Source organism: Methylocystis sp. B8, assembly GCF_005771425.1.
Classification (GTDB): domain Bacteria; phylum Pseudomonadota; class Alphaproteobacteria; order Rhizobiales; family Beijerinckiaceae; genus Methylocystis.
This window is the reverse complement of sequence record NZ_VBTZ01000009.1, coordinates 23,558-39,733: the sequence shown is the minus strand read 5'-3', so window position 1 is coordinate 39,733 and position 16,176 is coordinate 23,558. Positions and strand designations below refer to the sequence as shown.

Genomic DNA, 16,176 nt, shown 5'->3' with positions numbered 1-16,176 from the left:
CCCAGCCGCCGCCTCGAAGGACGAGGAAAGCGCCGAACATAGCTACGCCCTCGTGCTTCGAGACGCGCCTTACGGCGCTCCTCGGCATGAGGCGAGGATAACGCTGACGAGCGGATGAAAACTGAGGCGGCATGCCGAAAAGAACCGACATTTCCACGATTATGATCATCGGCGCCGGTCCAATCGTCATCGGCCAGGCGTGCGAATTCGATTACTCAGGCACACAGGCCTGCAAGGCGCTTAAAGCGGAAGGCTATCGGATCGTTCTCGTCAACTCCAATCCGGCGACGATCATGACCGATCCGGACATGGCCGACCGCACCTATATCGAGCCGATCACCCCGGACATCGTCGCCAAGATCATTGAGAAGGAGCGCTATGCCGCGCCGGGCGGCTTCGCGCTGCTGCCGACGATGGGCGGCCAGACCGCGCTCAATTGCGCCCTCAGTCTGGAAAAAATGGGCGTGCTGAAAGAGTTCGACATCGAGATGATCGGCGCGACCGCCCACGCGATCGACAAGGCCGAGGATCGCGAATTGTTTCGCGAGGCGATGACCAAGATCGGCCTCGAAACGCCGCGATCGCATCACGTCAAGACGCTCGCCACGGCGCTCGACGCGCTCGACGACATCGGCCTTCCGGCGATCATCCGCCCCTCATTTACGCTCGGCGGAACCGGCGGCGGCATCGCCTATAACAAGGCGGAGTTCATCGAGATCGTCGAACGTGGCATCGACGCCTCGCCGACGAACGAAGTGTTGGTCGAAGAAAGCGTTCTCGGCTGGAAGGAATACGAGATGGAAGTCGTCCGCGACAAGGCGGACAATTGCATCATCATCTGCTCGATCGAGAACGTCGATCCGATGGGCGTGCATACCGGCGACAGCATCACCGTCGCGCCGGCGTTGACGCTAACCGATAAGGAATACCAGATCATGCGCGACGCCTCGATCGCGGTGTTGCGCGAGATTGGCGTCGAAACCGGCGGCTCGAACGTGCAATTCGCGGTCAATCCCGCAAACGGCCGGATGATCGTCATCGAGATGAATCCGCGCGTGTCGCGCTCGTCGGCGTTGGCGTCAAAGGCGACCGGCTTTCCGATCGCCAAGGTCGCGGCGCGGCTCGCGGTCGGCTACACGCTCGACGAGATCGCCAACGATATTACCGGTGGCGCGACGCCGGCTTCATTCGAGCCGACGATCGATTATATCGTCACCAAGATTCCGCGTTTCGCCTTCGAGAAATTTCCGGGCTCGGAGCCGATATTGACGACCGCCATGAAGTCGGTCGGCGAAGCCATGGCGATCGGCCGGAATTTCGCCGAGTCGCTACAAAAGGCGTTGCGCTCTCTGGAGACCGGCCTGTCCGGCCTTGACGAGATCGAGATCGACGGCCTCGGCAAGGGCGACGACATGAATGTGCTGCGCGGCGCGCTCGGCACGCCAACCCCCGACCGGCTGCTCGTCGTTGGCCAGGCGCTGCGGCTCGGCATGACCACCGAAGCCATTCACGAGGCAAGCAACATCGACATCTGGTTTATCGAGCGCATCGCCGAAATCATCGCGCTTGAAAGCAAGGTGAAGACATACGGCCTGCCGGAAGACGCCGAAAATCTACGTAAGCTCAAATTCGCCGGCTTCTCCGATTGCCGTCTCGCGACGCTCGCCGGCGTCGAAGAAGAAGCCCTGCGCGAGATGCGCCATCGTCTCGGCGTGCGTCCCGTCTACAAGCGTATCGATACTTGCGCGGCGGAATTCGCCTCGCCCACAGCCTATATGTATTCAACTTATGAGGCGCCGTTCATCGGCGTTTCCGCGAATGAGGCGCATCCATCCGACAGGAAAAAGATCGTCATCTTAGGCGGCGGACCGAACCGCATCGGACAAGGCATCGAATTCGACTATTGCTGCTGTCACGCCTGCTTCGCGCTCGCCGAAGCCGGCTTTGAAACGATCATGATCAATTGCAATCCGGAGACGGTGTCGACCGATTACGACACCTCCGACCGACTCTATTTCGAACCGCTGACGAATGAAGACGTCGCCGAAATTCTCGACGTCGAAAAGTCGAACGGCCAGCTCGTCGGCGTCATCGTGCAGTATGGCGGGCAAACGCCGCTGAAGCTTGCACATGGCCTCGAGCAGGCTGGCGCGCCGATTCTCGGCACGCCGGTCGATTCAATCGACCTCGCCGAGGACCGCGATCGCTTCAAGCGGCTTCTCGACAAGCTCGGGCTGAAACAACCCAAGAATGGCATCGCCTATTCAGTGGAGCAGTCGCGCATCGTCGTGCAGGAACTCGGACTGCCCCTCGTGGTGCGTCCAAGCTATGTGCTTGGCGGCCGCGCCATGGCGATCATCCGCGACCAAAGCGATCTCGATGATTATCTCCTTGGCACGCTGCCGAGCCTTGTACCGTCGGAGATCAAGGCGCGTTACCCGAACGACAAGACCGGGCAGATCAACACAGTGCTCGGCAAAAATCCGCTGCTCTTCGACCGCTATCTGACCGACGCGATCGAGGTTGACGTGGACTGCCTCGCCGACGGCGACGACGCCGTGATCGCAGGCGTCATGGAACATATCGAAGAGGCGGGCATCCATTCGGGCGATTCAGCCTGCTCCCTGCCGCCGCGGTCGCTCGCGCCCGAGACGATCGCGGGGCTCGAGGCGCAGACGACAAGTCTCGCTAGGGCGCTCGGAGTGGTCGGCCTGATGAATGTTCAGTTCGCGCTCAAGGACGGCGAGATTTACGTGCTCGAAGTCAATCCTCGCGCGTCTCGCACCGTGCCCTTCGTCGCCAAGGTCATTGGCAGGCCGATCGCGAAGATCGCGGCTCAGATCATGGCGGGCGCGAAGCTCGCCGACTTTGATCCGCTTCAGACAAGGCCGGAGCATGTCGGGGTGAAGGAAGCCGTCTTCCCCTTCGCGCGTTTTCCGGGCGTCGACACTGTCCTTGGCCCCGAAATGCGCTCGACCGGCGAAGTCATGGGACTCGACAGCTCCTTTGACGCCGCATTCGTCAAGAGTCAGCTTGGTGGCGGCACAAAGGCGCCGCGCCAGGGCGTCGTTTTCGTGTCCGTCAGGGACGCGGACAAGGGCCGCATCATCCCCGCGGTCCGCCTGTTGAAGGAAGTCGGCTTCTCGGTCGTCGCCACTGGCGGCACGGCGCGCTATCTCGTCGAGCGCGGAATCGCCGCCCAAAAACTGAACAAGGTCTCGGAAGGGCGGCCACATATCGTCGACGCTATCAAAAACGGCTCGATCGCGCTTGTTTTCAATACGACTGAGGGGGCGCAGGCGCTCGCGGACTCGCGCTCCTTGCGCCGCGCCGCGCTTCTGCATAAGGTTCCCTATTATACGACCCTGGCGGGAGCGGTCGCGGCGGCCCAGGGGATACGCGCCTATGTGTCGGGGGACCTTAAGGTCCGGGCGCTGCAGGATTATTTTCCGCCGAATGCGACCAAGTGAAAATTGGAGAGTTTCGCGACGCAATCGGCGGATGCGTTAACCTTTGGCCTCGATTGGACGGCTTAAGCTTTAATGCAGTGCGAAGATGACTTGGCGGCGCGCTGACCACGCCGCCGATGCGCCGCACGAGGGCGAAACTTAAGAAAGGCGAGAAAGCGAGAGCAATGGTGGACAAGGTGCCCATGACCGCCGGCGGCTACGCCGCGCTCACAGAAGAATTGCGACGTAGGCAGCAGGAAGACCGTCCGCGCATCATTCAGCAGATCGCTGAAGCGCGCGCCCATGGCGACCTTTCGGAAAACGCCGAATATCACGCCGCCAAGGAGGCGCAGTCGCTCAACGAAGGCCGCATCGCCGAACTCGAGGACAAGCTGTCGCGCGCCGAGGTGATCGACGTGTCGAAGCTCAACGGCTCGACGATCAAATTCGGCGCGACCGTCACGGTCGTCGATGAGGACACCGAGGAGGAGAAGGCCTATCAGATCGTCGGCGAGACCGAGGCAGATGTGAAGAGCGGCCGGGTTTCGATCACAAGCCCCATCGCCCGCGCGCTGATCGGCAAGACGGTCGGCGACACCGTCGAGGTGACGACGCCGGGCGGCGGCAAGAGCTACGAGATCTTGAAGGTCGCCTTTGGTTGACGTCGATTACTCCCTCTCCCGCGAAGCGGGGGAGGGTTGGGGAGGGAGCGTTCCTCCGCTCACGACGATCCGCGTTCTCTCCGACGGCCGCGCCGGACATGAAGCGCAAACGCTCGGCATCGCCGAAGCGCTGGGCCTGACGCCTGACATTCGCCACGTCGCGTCCCGCGTCCTCTATGCCGCGCTTGCCCCTTTCGCGCCGGCCGATCCGCTTGACGCGTTCGCATACGGCCCGCCCTACCCAGACATCGCCATTGCCGCGGGACGGCGGACGATTCCTGCGCTCAAGCGATTGAAACGCGAGTCCGGCGAGCGAACCTTCACGGTCTATGTGAACAAGCCCGCGAATGGGCACGGCGTCGCCGATCTGATCGTCGCGCCCCGCCATGACGGCATTCGCGGCGAGAATGTCTTATCGCCGCTCACGCCAGCGAATCGCATGACGCCCGAGCGGCTCGCCGCGGCGCGCGCGGCGCCCGATCTCCGCCTCGCCGCGCTGCCCTGCCCGCGCGTGGCGCTGCTCGTCGGCGGCGACAGCCGGCATGGCGCCTATGGCGCGAAAGAGATTGCGGAGCTCGCACAGATCGCGGCGTCGCTTCTTGCGGCCGGGCGTTCCGTCATGGCGACGGCCTCGCGCCGCACGCCGGCCGCTTTGCGCGACGCGCTGGCGTTGGCGCTCGCCGCGCCGGGCGGGTTCCTGTGGGACAGCGCCGGAGAAAATCCATATGTCTCGATGTTGGCGAACGCCGAGGCGATCATCGTCACGGGCGACAGCGTCAATATGGTGGGAGAAGCGGTCGCGACCGCTGCGCCGGTCTATGTCGTCCCGCCGCCGGGACGCCGAAACAAGATCGAAGCCTATCTCGCCGCCTTGCGCGACGCCGGCGCCATCCGCATCTGGAGCGGCGAGCTTGAGGACTGGCGCCGCGCGCCGTTCAATGCGACGCCCGACATCGCGCGCGCCGTCGCCCGCGCCTATATGCGCTTTGCCGTTTCGCGCCCTTAATTGCGAAGACCCGCGAGGCTGCTTGAAAAAGCCGGCGCGCGCCGATAAGAGTGACCCGCCGCACGCCCTGAGAGCGTCCGCCAATCGCCGCAATAGCTCAGCTGGTAGAGCACATCATTCGTAATGATGGGGTCGGGGGTTCGAATCCCTCTTGCGGCACCAATAAAAACAATAGCTTACATTGAGAAAATCGAAGCCTGCGATGCGTTTAAGCGGCGTGTATCGCCACGGTTGACGCCACGACGCTCTGGCTTCGTGGGTCATCGCGCGCTACCTCCCCTGCATCGCATAGCGCACGTTACGCGCCCTCTCGCCTTGCCGGCGTAACCGGCCGCCCTCGACTGACTGGCCGTAAGCCGTTGCACGACTGGCGCTCGTCACTGCGCTGCCCCGACGTGATCGTTTGACCGCTCGCCGCCTTGTCGCAGCGGCACGATTAATTTTGCGCGACGCGTGCCGACGGCCGCCGCCCCAGCCAGACAATCGCCCATGCTCACAATCGAGGAGCTTCACGACGACGTGTGTCGATGGCCGCTCTCGCCCGAGATCGAGCGCGGCGTCTTCTTATATTGCGGCGAGCCTGTCATTACCGCGCCGTCGGGCAAGCAACGTCCCTATTGCGCCTGCCATGCGGCATTGGCCTATCGACAGCCGAGCGGGAGCGAGAAAGCGGACGAGCGTGATGCTGGTCGAGTGGAGCGTGGCGCTGCAAGCGTGCAGACACAACGTCGGTCAACAGAAGCGCGTGCGATCGTAGCGCGCCGAGACTAACTCGGGATTTGGGTCCCATCCGTCGGGGTTAAACTTCGTTTTTTCTAGGCTTGCCTCCGAAAAACGCGGCCAAAAATGAAATTCGGCCACTTCGATTTGCCGCCACAGACATCAAGGGCTACGCGATGCGTCACAATCTCGGTAATTTTTAGCGCGCGTGGAAGACTGCGCAACCGCCCGTCCCACGCTCACGGACGATTCGTTGCCGTTCACGATCCGAACAGGGATGGTGGCCCAAAAGAATTATAGCCCTGGACGGAACGAGCGCTTGGATTGCGCGCTTAGCGCCATTTCCAGACCTTCGTTCGGGTCCCATAATGGGCTTTATGCGAGTCCGGCGTTAATGACAATGTGGCGCTGTTATAGAGGCGGGCATTCGCGCGACCGCGCCCCGCCATGCGCGGCTTGCTCGCAACTTTACGTGACGAGCGGCGCGGCAGCGGTGCGTGGAATCATCGAGCGGGGCAAACGCCGTCGAAGGTCGCGACGCAGGCCGACTTGGCGCGGCGTTTCAACGTCAACCGGAGCACGGTTTCGAGGCTTGCCCCATGAGCAACGAAAGTCGTCATAGAGGGTGAAATGATTCTCGCTATATTCCAGAACGAGCGAGTCTACGAAGGGAACATCAATTTCCTGAAGGCGATCTATCCGATGCCGTGCCTCTCAAGGGTGATGGTGGATCAAGACCCGGTCAGGCAAGCGGGATTAAGAATTCTTCAGGGCCCATCGTCAAATACGCCACCGCTGTTCCGCGAGGATTCATTTGATCCAACGACTCGGATAAGGCGGGGGCGTTTTTACGTCGCAATGAGCCCAAATCGCCGTCATTGGAACGCTGATCGAGTCAATCACTATCCGTATGCGAAACCACACGCCGTCGACACTCAAAATTACGATATGGAAGTCTATGATTCTTTACAGAACATAAGCGGTGCAGTGGACGGGAGACCGCCTATTTTTCTCGGCGACCCCGGCTTCAATACTGCGTGGCATATTCTGAGCGCCGAGCGATTGTTCAACGGAGAAACTCTGTTCACACTCAAGTCAATAAGTGCTCTCGGAGTTTTGCCCGACCTGAACGAAGGTGCGCTGCCGCCAGACAGCGCTAAACAGATTCGAGATGGGTTCGAGAAGGTGGCCGATGCAGTCCACAAATATATGCCCGTGCCTATAGTAGATGTTTGCCGCGAATTTACCCGTGTCACACTTGCCGCTTGGCTTCACACCATCGGAGTGGATTCGAACGGAGATTTAGCAAGTTTGATCAATAGGATTCCTGCAACGCACGTGGGCGTAATGTCTGCCGCTAGAATTGTTAATCGGCTGCACCCGCGCGGAAAGTCGTCCGAACGAGAAAGGCGCGATATTCGCGACGTCTCCGATGAAGATGGAGAGCTATCTGTTTCGCTAGTGGCGTTTCTGCTCAGAGAATTTAATTGGGCCAGATGAGAGAGCGTTGCGCCTTGCAAAAGGTAGAGGTTTTGCAAGGCTCCATAACGAGCATTAGTGCCAACGCCGCAATAGATTGCCTAGTCCAAAGCGAAGCGGCTGGGCGTTGGAAAATCCGAGCAGTTCTGATGATCGACGGGGCGCGCGATCGGAATGTCCGCTTAGGGTCAGGAGCGGTCATGGCTTCAATGACTGCTTCGCGCCAGAAGCGGACCTTTTGCTCGCGCAGCGCGCAGCAATGTCTTCCCGAATGGCTAAACTTTTGAGGGCGCTATCTAATAACGTCAGTATGGCCGAGCGGCGAGTATGTTGCGAGCCGGGGCTTCGCATTCCATCACGAGCGGCGCTTATCACCGGATCTCCATCGCTCCTGCGTCTGCCTATGGAAGACGGCCCGACAGCAAATCGCTTGCGGGCCGCTCCATGATCGCCGACGGAGACTACGGTATCCGCGAGTTCGTATTGCGCATCCGTTAAGTCACCAAGCTCTCGCCATTAGCGACAGACCCACACCCATCTTCCATGATGGAGGTGCCAGCACACGTTATGTCTGTGCTGACCTGGAGCGCTCCAATCCCGATGCATGTGCCTCCCGTGTCCACCAGGGACCATCCCATGAGTCTGCGGATCGTGCTCCTCCATGTCTTGCGCCATCACGGGAATGGACAAGGCTAGCATTGCCGCTAAGGCAATACAGAATCTAGTCATTGGTCTTTCCTCCTGTGCAGATTGTTTTGCACTCTTCTAGGAGTTGCGCGGATAGTTCCCGCCAACTCCTGTTTGACCTCTCCTTTCTTAGACAGCCCAAATCCCTTGATCAGCGCATAGATCGCCGGAATGACGACGAGCGTCAGAGCCGTCGAAGACACCATCCCGCCAATCATCGGAACGGCGATGCGCTGCATAACTTCTGATCCTGCGCCCGTGCTCCAAAGGATCGGCACGAGTCCCGCCATGATCGCGACAACCGTCATCATCTTCGGCCGCACGCGTTCGACCGCGCCGAGCATAATCGCTTCTCGCAAATCGGCACGAGTGAAACTCTTCCCTTCGGCCGCGCGCTTGGCCGCAACCTCGCGCATCGCCGCATCGAGATAAATCAGCATGACGACGCCGGTCTCGGCGGCGACGCCGGCGAGCGCGATGAAGCCGACCGCCACCGCGACCGACATGTTGAAGTTCAAGAGCCACATCAGCCACACGCCGCCGACGAGCGCGAAGGGCAGCGACAGCATGACAATCAATGTTTCGGTCAAACGGCGGAAATTCAGGTAGAGCAGCAGAAAGATGATAAGCAGGGTCAAGGGCACGACCAGCCGCATGCGCGCGTCGGCGCGCTCCAGATATTCGAATTGGCCGCTCCAGGTGACATAAGAGCCCGGCGGGAAATCGATCGCTTCTGCGACCAATTTGCGCGCTTCCGCGACATAGCCGCCAAGATCGCGGTCCCGGATATCGACGAAGATGTAGACAGCGAGCTGGCCGTTTTCGGTGCGGATCGAGGTTGGACCACGAACGAGTTCGACCCTCGCAATCTCGCCGAGCGGAACCGTCCCACCGCCCGGCAGAGGAACTAGCACTTCGCTCGCGACCGCTCTCGGATTAGAGCGAAAGTCGCGCGGATAACGGATATTGACGCCATAGCGTTCACGCCCCTCGACCGTCGTGGTTATGGTCTCGCCGCCGAGCGCCGTCGCGATAACCTCCTGCAGGTCGCCGATCATGAGGCCGTAGCGCGCGAGCATCGCGCGGTCGGGAACAATATCGAGGTAATAACCGCCGATGACGCGTTCGGCGTAGGCGCTCGATGTTCCGGGCACGCGCTTCAAGACGGACTCGACTTGGCGCGCCAATTCTTCCATTTGTGACAAATCGCGGCCAAAAATCTTGACGCCGATCGGCGTTCTGATTCCGGTCGCCAGCATGTCGATCCTGTTTCGGATCGGCATCGTCCAAGCGTTCGACACGCCTGGGAATTGCAGGGCCACGTCCAATTCCGCAATGAGCTTGTCGATCGTCATTCCGGAACGCCACTGATCCTTTGGCTTCAACTGGATGACGGTCTCAGACATTTCGAGCGGCGCCGGATCGGTTGCTGTCAAGGCGCGTCCCGCCTTGCCATAGGCGGACTGAACCTCCGGAAAGGATTTGATGATGCGGTCCTGCGTTTGCAGGAGTTCGGCGGCCTTTGTGACGGAGAGTCCTGGCAGCGTCGTCGGCATGTAGAGGAGCGCCCCCTCATTGAGAGCGGGCATGAATTCGCTACCAAGTTGGCGCGCCGGAATGATGGTTAGCGCGAGCGCTCCCAACGCCAACAGAATCGTGGCGACCTTTGCTTGGAGCACGAGACTTATAATTGGCCGATAGAGCCAGATGAGCGCGCGATTGATTGGGTTTCTTGCCTCGGGAACGATTTTTCCGCGCACGAATACGACCATCAGCGCCGGCACGAGCGTCACGGAAAGGAGCGCCGCCGCCGCCATCGCGAAAGTCTTCGTGAAGGCGAGCGGGCTGAATAGGCGCCCTTCTTGCGCTTCGAGCGTGAAGATCGGTAGGAACGAAACCGTAATGATCAACAGGCTGAAGAACAGCGCGGGACCAACCTCGGTCGCGGCGTCGATCAGTATCTCGATGCGCCGCTTATCCGGATGCGCGCGCTCCAGATGCTTGTGTGCATTTTCGATCATGACGATGGCGGCGTCCACCATTGCGCCGATCGCGATGGCGATCCCGCCCAAACTCATGATGTTCGAGCCGAGTCCCAGCGCCTTCATCGCGGCAAAGGCCATCAAAATGCCGACCGGCAACATGATGATCGCGACGAGAGCGCTGCGCATGTGCAAAAGAAAAACCACACAAACGAGCGCGACAATGACGCTTTCCTCCACAAGCGTGCTCTTCAATGTTTCGATGGCCGCGTGAATAAGCTGTGAGCGATCGTAAACCGAAACGATTTCGACGCCCTTGGGCAAGCTCGTCGCCATCTGAGCAAGGGTCGATTTGACATTGTCGATCACTGTGAGCGCATTGGCGCCATAACGTTGCAGCGCGATGCCGCTCGCGACCTCGCCCTCGCCGTTAAGCTCCGTAACGCCGCGCCGTTCGTCGGGACCGAGTTCGATACGAGCGACGTCCTTGAGGAGTAGCGGCGCCCCGTTCTCGACGCGAAGAACGATACTCTCGAGATCGCCCACGCCGCGCAGATAGCCGCGTCCGCGAACGATAAATTCGAACTCGGACAATTCAACCGTGCGGCCGCCAACATCGGCGTTGCTCGCTCGAATGGCGTTGCGCACTTTCGACAGCGGGATGCCGAGCGCACGCAATCTGCTCGGATCGACAATGACGTTATATTGCTTGACAAAGCCGCCGACGCTGGCCACCTCTGCAACGCCTTCCGCTTTGGCGAGGCCGTAGCGAATCGTCCAATCCTGAATCGAGCGCAATTCGGCGAGCGTCATCTCCTTGGCGATGAGCGCGTATTGATAGACCCACCCAACGCCTGTCGCGTCGGGACCTAGAACAGGCGTCACGCCCGCCGGCAATTTCTTGCTGGTAGCGCTCAAATATTCGAGCACGCGCGAGCGCGCCCAGTAAATATCCACGCCGTCGTCGAAAATGACGTAGACGAAGGATACGCCGAAAAACGAGAATCCGCGCACCACTTTAGAGCGCGGAACGGTCAACATCGAACTGGTGAGCGGATAAGTGACCTGGTCCTCGACGACTTGCGGCGCCTGGCCAGGATATTCGGTATAGACGATCGCCTGCACGTCGGAGAGATCGGGAATGGCGTCGAGCGGTAGCGTTCGCAAAGCATAGACGCCTGCCGCAATCGCAAAGGCCGTGCCGACGAATATGAGCACAAGATTGCGCGCCGACCATGCGATGAGACGACCGATCATTTGCCAGCCTCCCCTTGGTCGAGCGCGCGCAACGCCGCTTTGAGATTGCTCTCGGCGTCGATGAGGAAGTTCGCGGCCGTGACGACGCGTTCGTTTTCGTTCAGGCCGCTTTTGATTTCGACGAAGCCTTCGCCGCGTCGGCCGATCTTGATTTCGCGCGGCTCGAAACGCCCTTCGCCCTTGTCGACAATCGCCACTTGCCGCTTGCCGGTGTCGATGACGGCGCTTTCGGGCACGGTAAGCGCCTTCTCATTGGCGCCGGCGGCGATCTCCACCTCGGCGTACATATCTCCCCGCAACAGCCCATCGGGGTTCGGCAGTTCGATCCTCACGCGCGCCGTGCGGGTCTCCATGTTGAGATGGGGATAGATCAGCGCGACCTTCCCCTTGAAGGTTCGATCCGGGTAAGCTCTTGGCCGGACGTCGACCTTTTGTCCGGGCGCAATCAAGGCGATATCCCGCTCGGCGATGTCAGCCAACACCCAGACCACCGAATGGTCGACGATGCGAAACAGCGTGTCGCCCGGCGCCGCGCGCATGCCATTGAGCGCCGTTCGCTCTAGGATGTGCCCGTCTTGAGGCGCCGGCCAACTGATCGTGCGCGGAACGCTGCGGGCGCGCCCGATCGCCGAAATGGTGCCTTCGTCAAGACCAAGATTGGCAAGCCGTCGCTTGGCTCCCTCTAAGCGCTGAGCGTCGATTGAGCCGCCGCGCCGTGCGTTTAGAACGGCGACATATTCGGCCGCTGCGCTCGAAAGGTTCGGTCCGTATACGCGGAATAGCGGCTGGCCTTTGCGGACATAGTCGCCTTCAGCGAACTTCTCGACCGATTCGATGAAACCTTCGAAACGAAGCGCAACAACCGAGATACGGCGCGGGTCAAATTCGATCCGGCCCGCTGCGCGCACGGGAACGCTCATCGTCCGACGTTCGACTGGTTCGGAACGAACCCCTGTTTTTTGCAGCTTGCCGGGAGCGATCGTGACGATCGAGCCGTTCTCCGCCTCGTCCTCGTAGACAGGTATATAATCCATTCCCATCGAATCCTTCTTGGGAACGGGCGAGGTGTCGGGCAGGCCCATCGGATTGCGATAGAAGCGCACGCGCCGCTTGCCGCTTGCGGCGGGCGCGGGCGGCGGCTTGTCTTCGAAACTCACGTCCTCGCTCGCGTGCACTGGCAGATAATCCTTGCCAGCCGATGTCTTTTTGGGCGTGAGCGAATAAGCCGGGCGACCGTCGGGATCGCGGTAATAAATGATCGGGCCTGTCGACGCGGGCGCTTTGCCCGAGATGTTAGGCTCGGCCTCGCCCGGCGTTTCTGAAGGTGTGACCCATTTGAAACGTCCCGCGACCAACCAAGCGAGGCTAGCCGCGACGACGACAAAGCCCAAAAGAATAAGGATGTGACGGCGGGTCATAGAGAGCCTCCAGCCAAACGTTCAAGCTCGGCGTATCGGACTTGCTCTTCGACTTTGAGCCTAAGGATTTCGAGTTCGATCGCTCGCAGTCGTCGTTCGGCTTCCAGAGATGTCGCCAAATCGGCGGTTCCGGCCGCAAAGCCGCTTCGCGCCGTTTCTACCGACAGTCGCGCCGGATTGAGCTGGCGTTGTTCGACGATGCGGATCGCCTTGCGCACGGCCTCCAGCCCATACCACGCTTCGGCGACATCGCCGTCGAGCCGGATTCGGATGGCGTCATAGCGCATCTGCGCGGCGCCGAGTCGTGAGCTGGCGGCGCGCTGTTCGGCGTCCTTCGCCTCATATTGCAGCGGCACTTTGAACCCAAGCATGAACTGCCCGGTGTTGTCGCCTGTGGGACGCTGCACAAAGGTCGCTCCAACGGTAACATTTGGGTAGTAATTCAGGTCCGTGAGCTCTTTAGTCCCGGTCGCCGCGCGGACCTGCGCGCTAGTCGTGGCGAGGGCTGGATTGGCGACTCTCGCGAGCTCCTGAACGCTAGTGAGCGTCAGCCTTGTCTTCAGCGGCCGAAAGCCTCTGGGAATAGCGAGCGGCTCTTGCGAGCCGCGACCGACCAATGCATTTAAGCGAGCGGCGGCCGACTTTGCCTCGCCTTGACGGCGCGCGACCTCTGTTTCAGCTGTTGCCGCCTCGATCTCGGCCTTGATCACTTCCTGCTGGTCGACGGAGCTTGCGCCATACCGCAAGCGCAACAAGCGGAGAATTTCATCGAGCCGGCGCTTCAATCCAAGCGAGAGGTCAATTGCCCGATGCGCAGCTGCGTATTGCGCATAAGCGCTCTTGACGCGTGCGATCAAATCTGTGGCGACGGCGCGGCTCTGATGCCTCGCAGCCTCGGCGTCGGCCTCTGCGACGCCGCGCTCCAGGTCGAGTTTGCCCCAAAGTTTGAACTCCTGTTCGAAGCCGATCCAACGTTGGCCGACGCCTCGCCCATTCACGTCCCACGCTTGGAGCGTGACTGTCGGATCGGCGAGGACGCCAGCCGCGCCCACTCTGTGCGCTGCCGCATCGGCATCCAGCACGGCCGCCGCCAGTTCGGGGCTTAGCTGATTTGCAAGGGCGACAACGCTTTCGATGGAGGCGCCAGGCAGCTGACGCCGCTCGACTTGACGCTCTTGCGCTTCGACCTGAAACAACCACGACGACGCCGTGATTGCGCCGATCATAGCGAGCCGACACATTCGGCTCGCCGGCCTCATGGCAAAGCCTTCAGCATCAGCTTACTTTCGAGCGTGCCGTTTTCGCCTTGCAGCTTGGCTGCCAACGATAGCCGCCACCTGCCGGCCATTGTTAGAACCGTCTTAAATCGGTAGACCCCGCGCTCCGTACTCGGCAGAGGTTCGATGTCGGTCGTCATCATTTCCATAGCGTCGGGCGCCATGTCGAGCCGAGTCGCGAATATTACCGCGTCAGGAACAAGCTTGCCGTCGGGTTTGTGAATAAGGCGCACCGAGACGATTGCGTCACCCTTCTTGATTTCCTTCTCGATAAGAGTGAATTCGTAATCGTTGATGTTGGCGCGAGCGAACGGCGCCACGCCCAACGCGGCGAGCGCGACCAGCGCGAATAAGCGCGCCTTGCCCAAAGTCGCGAGAATCATCAGACTCTCTCCATGTCCCTCTAGTTCGTCTGGTCGGCGCGCGAATCGCGGCGTCGATCGGTTCCGATTGAAAGCGTCGTCCGCCTCAGCCGATGCTGGGTTTTCGCGGGAATTGGATCGCGATATCGAACTCCCGTCGAATCAGCCGGCGGTCATATGAACCGCGACTAACGGCGCATCTGCGAGCGACTGGACTTTCGACGTTAGACGATAGGAGGTCGGAGGGCCGGCGGGCTTCGCAATCCGCCGCGCTCAATGTCGTCGGAGGGAATTAGCGACGGCGCGCACGCCCAAAGAACGGCATCAACGAATGGTTGAAACTGCGGAAGCGTCGCCTGACTTGGCCCGCACAGGATGTCGCTGCACACGGGGAATGCTGCGCCATCATCGCCGTGGTGGGCGGGACAATCAACCATGCCCATTTCGACGCATGGGTGATTCATCTTCGCGGCAAAAGCTCCACCCGCGCCAGCTAAAGCTGTAGCGAGAATAACCGCAGAGATAATAAGGCGAAGGCAGCGGAGCATCGTTTCTACCGTGATGGCAGCAGCTTACCACGACGGACGTCACGCCCCAATCCGTTTTTTGATTACCGGCCCAGGGATGCGAACCGCAATGTTCGACTTAAGGGAGCCAAAATCAGCCCCCAAAAGTCTTCTATGGGTCACGAGCAGACGAACGCGACGTGAATTCCCCCTCCTGAGACATGAGCGAAATTCCCGCGGAGCCGACACTCTTTTGCGTAGGAGCTTGCCGGCGCTTCGGTCAAGGCCAGCCGTAAAGCCGCGGACCTCAGTCTCCGCCTAAAGTTCATGCCGCTATTACTGAGCTTAAGTTGAAGGGTCTCCGGCCAACGCGAGGCGTCAATAAGCTGGAACGCGATGCGTCCGGCAGTCAAATCGTCCTTTAATTGAAGCATTGAAGTAGCGGCCCATCGAGTCGGCGGAGAGAAGTTCGTCCACCGTGCCCTTGTCGATCTCGCAGTAGTGATACCACGTGCCGTTAAGACTGATGAGCATGTAGCTGTTGCTCGCGTCATAGCAGACGCGCTGAATGAAGCTGCTGCGCGTGATCGTGTCGCAATTGAATGGCGCGAGGTTTACGGGGCCGCGATATTTCACGTCGACGGTTTCCGCTGCGGCCGCCTTTTGAGCAGCAGCTCTTTCCCACGGGGCGACTTCTTCCAGAAACGGATTACCCTGTACGGGAATGAGTTTTAGCCCGCTCATATCCTTAGGGCCGCCAGGGCCGCCGGAGGGAAGTGATGGTTCCTTATTCTTGGTAGCAGAACCTTGCACAGACGCAGGCGCAACAGACACTTCCGTTTTGGGCCGAGTTTCGGTCCAAGGATCGCTTCTCTCGGATGTGCCGAGCTTGCCCGGCGACGGTTTCGAATTCTCCGGCTCAATATCCGATCGACGCTTTCTCAGCATAAAACGCGTTAGCTCATAGGCGGCTTTCCGAAAGTTGTCGGTTGGATGTTCAGCACAGTAGTTTCGGACCCAGGCGAATGCTCCATCCATATCCGTCCCGGCGATAATATCGTCAACACCGACTGCCTCTTCGTTCTTAGCGGTGAGATACCCGGCAAACCAAGCCAAATACGAATTCTGCGCAGCTAAACGTGTTAACTCGTTGTAATCCGAAATCTGGCTAAGAAACTTGCCGCAAGAATTACCTCCGCGGCCATAAAACGTAAAACCGCCTCCAGAGTCAGTGGCGCGCGAAGTTGTGGCGCTCAGAATCAAAGCCGCAAAGAGCGAGAGCGCAGTCGAAATTCGGAGCGCGAAAGCCACGAATGACTCCAACAAGAATGCGCGCAAAAAGGGGCTAGGAGTATAGTGGATCCGCCGGTG

General features: G+C 60.2%; 9 protein-coding genes and 1 tRNA gene. 5 read left to right on the top strand and 5 right to left on the bottom strand.

The features are described 5' to 3' along the window. Window positions 1-131: 131 nt before the first annotated feature. The 5 genes from carB (at window position 132) to FEV16_RS13620 (ending at window position 7,337) form a co-directional block, all read left to right on the top strand. Window positions 132-3,470, top strand: coding sequence for a carbamoyl-phosphate synthase large subunit (carB, locus tag FEV16_RS13645; RefSeq protein WP_138168180.1), 3,339 nt, complete (start codon window positions 132-134; stop codon window positions 3,468-3,470). Window positions 3,471-3,634: 164 nt separating this feature from the next. Beyond that, window positions 3,635-4,111 (top strand): transcription elongation factor GreA, encoded by a 477-nt coding sequence (greA, locus tag FEV16_RS13640; RefSeq protein ID WP_138168179.1) that lies wholly within the window; start codon window positions 3,635-3,637, stop codon window positions 4,109-4,111. After that, window positions 4,104-5,117, top strand: coding sequence for a mitochondrial fission ELM1 family protein (locus tag FEV16_RS13635; protein WP_138168178.1), 1,014 nt, complete (start codon window positions 4,104-4,106; stop codon window positions 5,115-5,117). Before greA ends, FEV16_RS13635 begins: the two co-directional genes overlap by 8 nt. A gap of 86 nt (window positions 5,118-5,203) precedes the next feature. Next, a tRNA-Thr gene (locus tag FEV16_RS13630) sits at window positions 5,204-5,279 on the top strand. Between the two features lie 1,188 nt (window positions 5,280-6,467). After that, window positions 6,468-7,337: a hypothetical protein gene (locus FEV16_RS13620; RefSeq protein WP_138168176.1), complete on the top strand. Its 870-nt coding sequence runs from the start codon at window positions 6,468-6,470 to the stop codon at window positions 7,335-7,337. A gap of 704 nt (window positions 7,338-8,041) precedes the next feature. On the opposite strand, the gene FEV16_RS13615 is transcribed toward FEV16_RS13620, so the two are convergent. From FEV16_RS13615 to FEV16_RS17300, 5 genes are all read right to left on the bottom strand, one after another. Then, window positions 8,042-11,242: a CusA/CzcA family heavy metal efflux RND transporter gene (locus FEV16_RS13615; protein ID WP_138168175.1), complete on the bottom strand. Its 3,201-nt coding sequence runs from the start codon at window positions 11,240-11,242 to the stop codon at window positions 8,042-8,044. Continuing rightward, complete coding sequence (locus FEV16_RS13610; protein WP_138168174.1) at window positions 11,239-12,660, bottom strand: efflux RND transporter periplasmic adaptor subunit; 1,422 nt, start codon at window positions 12,658-12,660, stop codon at window positions 11,239-11,241. The genes FEV16_RS13615 and FEV16_RS13610 overlap by 4 nt, the downstream gene beginning before the upstream one ends. Further along, window positions 12,657-13,901 carry a TolC family protein gene (locus FEV16_RS13605; protein ID WP_246657336.1) on the bottom strand — a complete coding sequence of 415 codons (1,245 nt, stop codon included), beginning with the start codon at window positions 13,899-13,901 and terminating at the stop codon, window positions 12,657-12,659. Before FEV16_RS13605 ends, FEV16_RS13610 begins: the two co-directional genes overlap by 4 nt. A gap of 14 nt (window positions 13,902-13,915) precedes the next feature. Continuing rightward, window positions 13,916-14,320: a FixH family protein gene (locus tag FEV16_RS13600; RefSeq protein WP_138168173.1), complete on the bottom strand. Its 405-nt coding sequence runs from the start codon at window positions 14,318-14,320 to the stop codon at window positions 13,916-13,918. A gap of 863 nt (window positions 14,321-15,183) precedes the next feature. Continuing rightward, entirely contained in the window at window positions 15,184-16,116 is a 933-nt protein-coding gene (locus tag FEV16_RS17300) for a KTSC domain-containing protein (protein WP_246657335.1), read from the bottom strand. Between the last annotated feature and the right edge of the window lie 60 nt (window positions 16,117-16,176).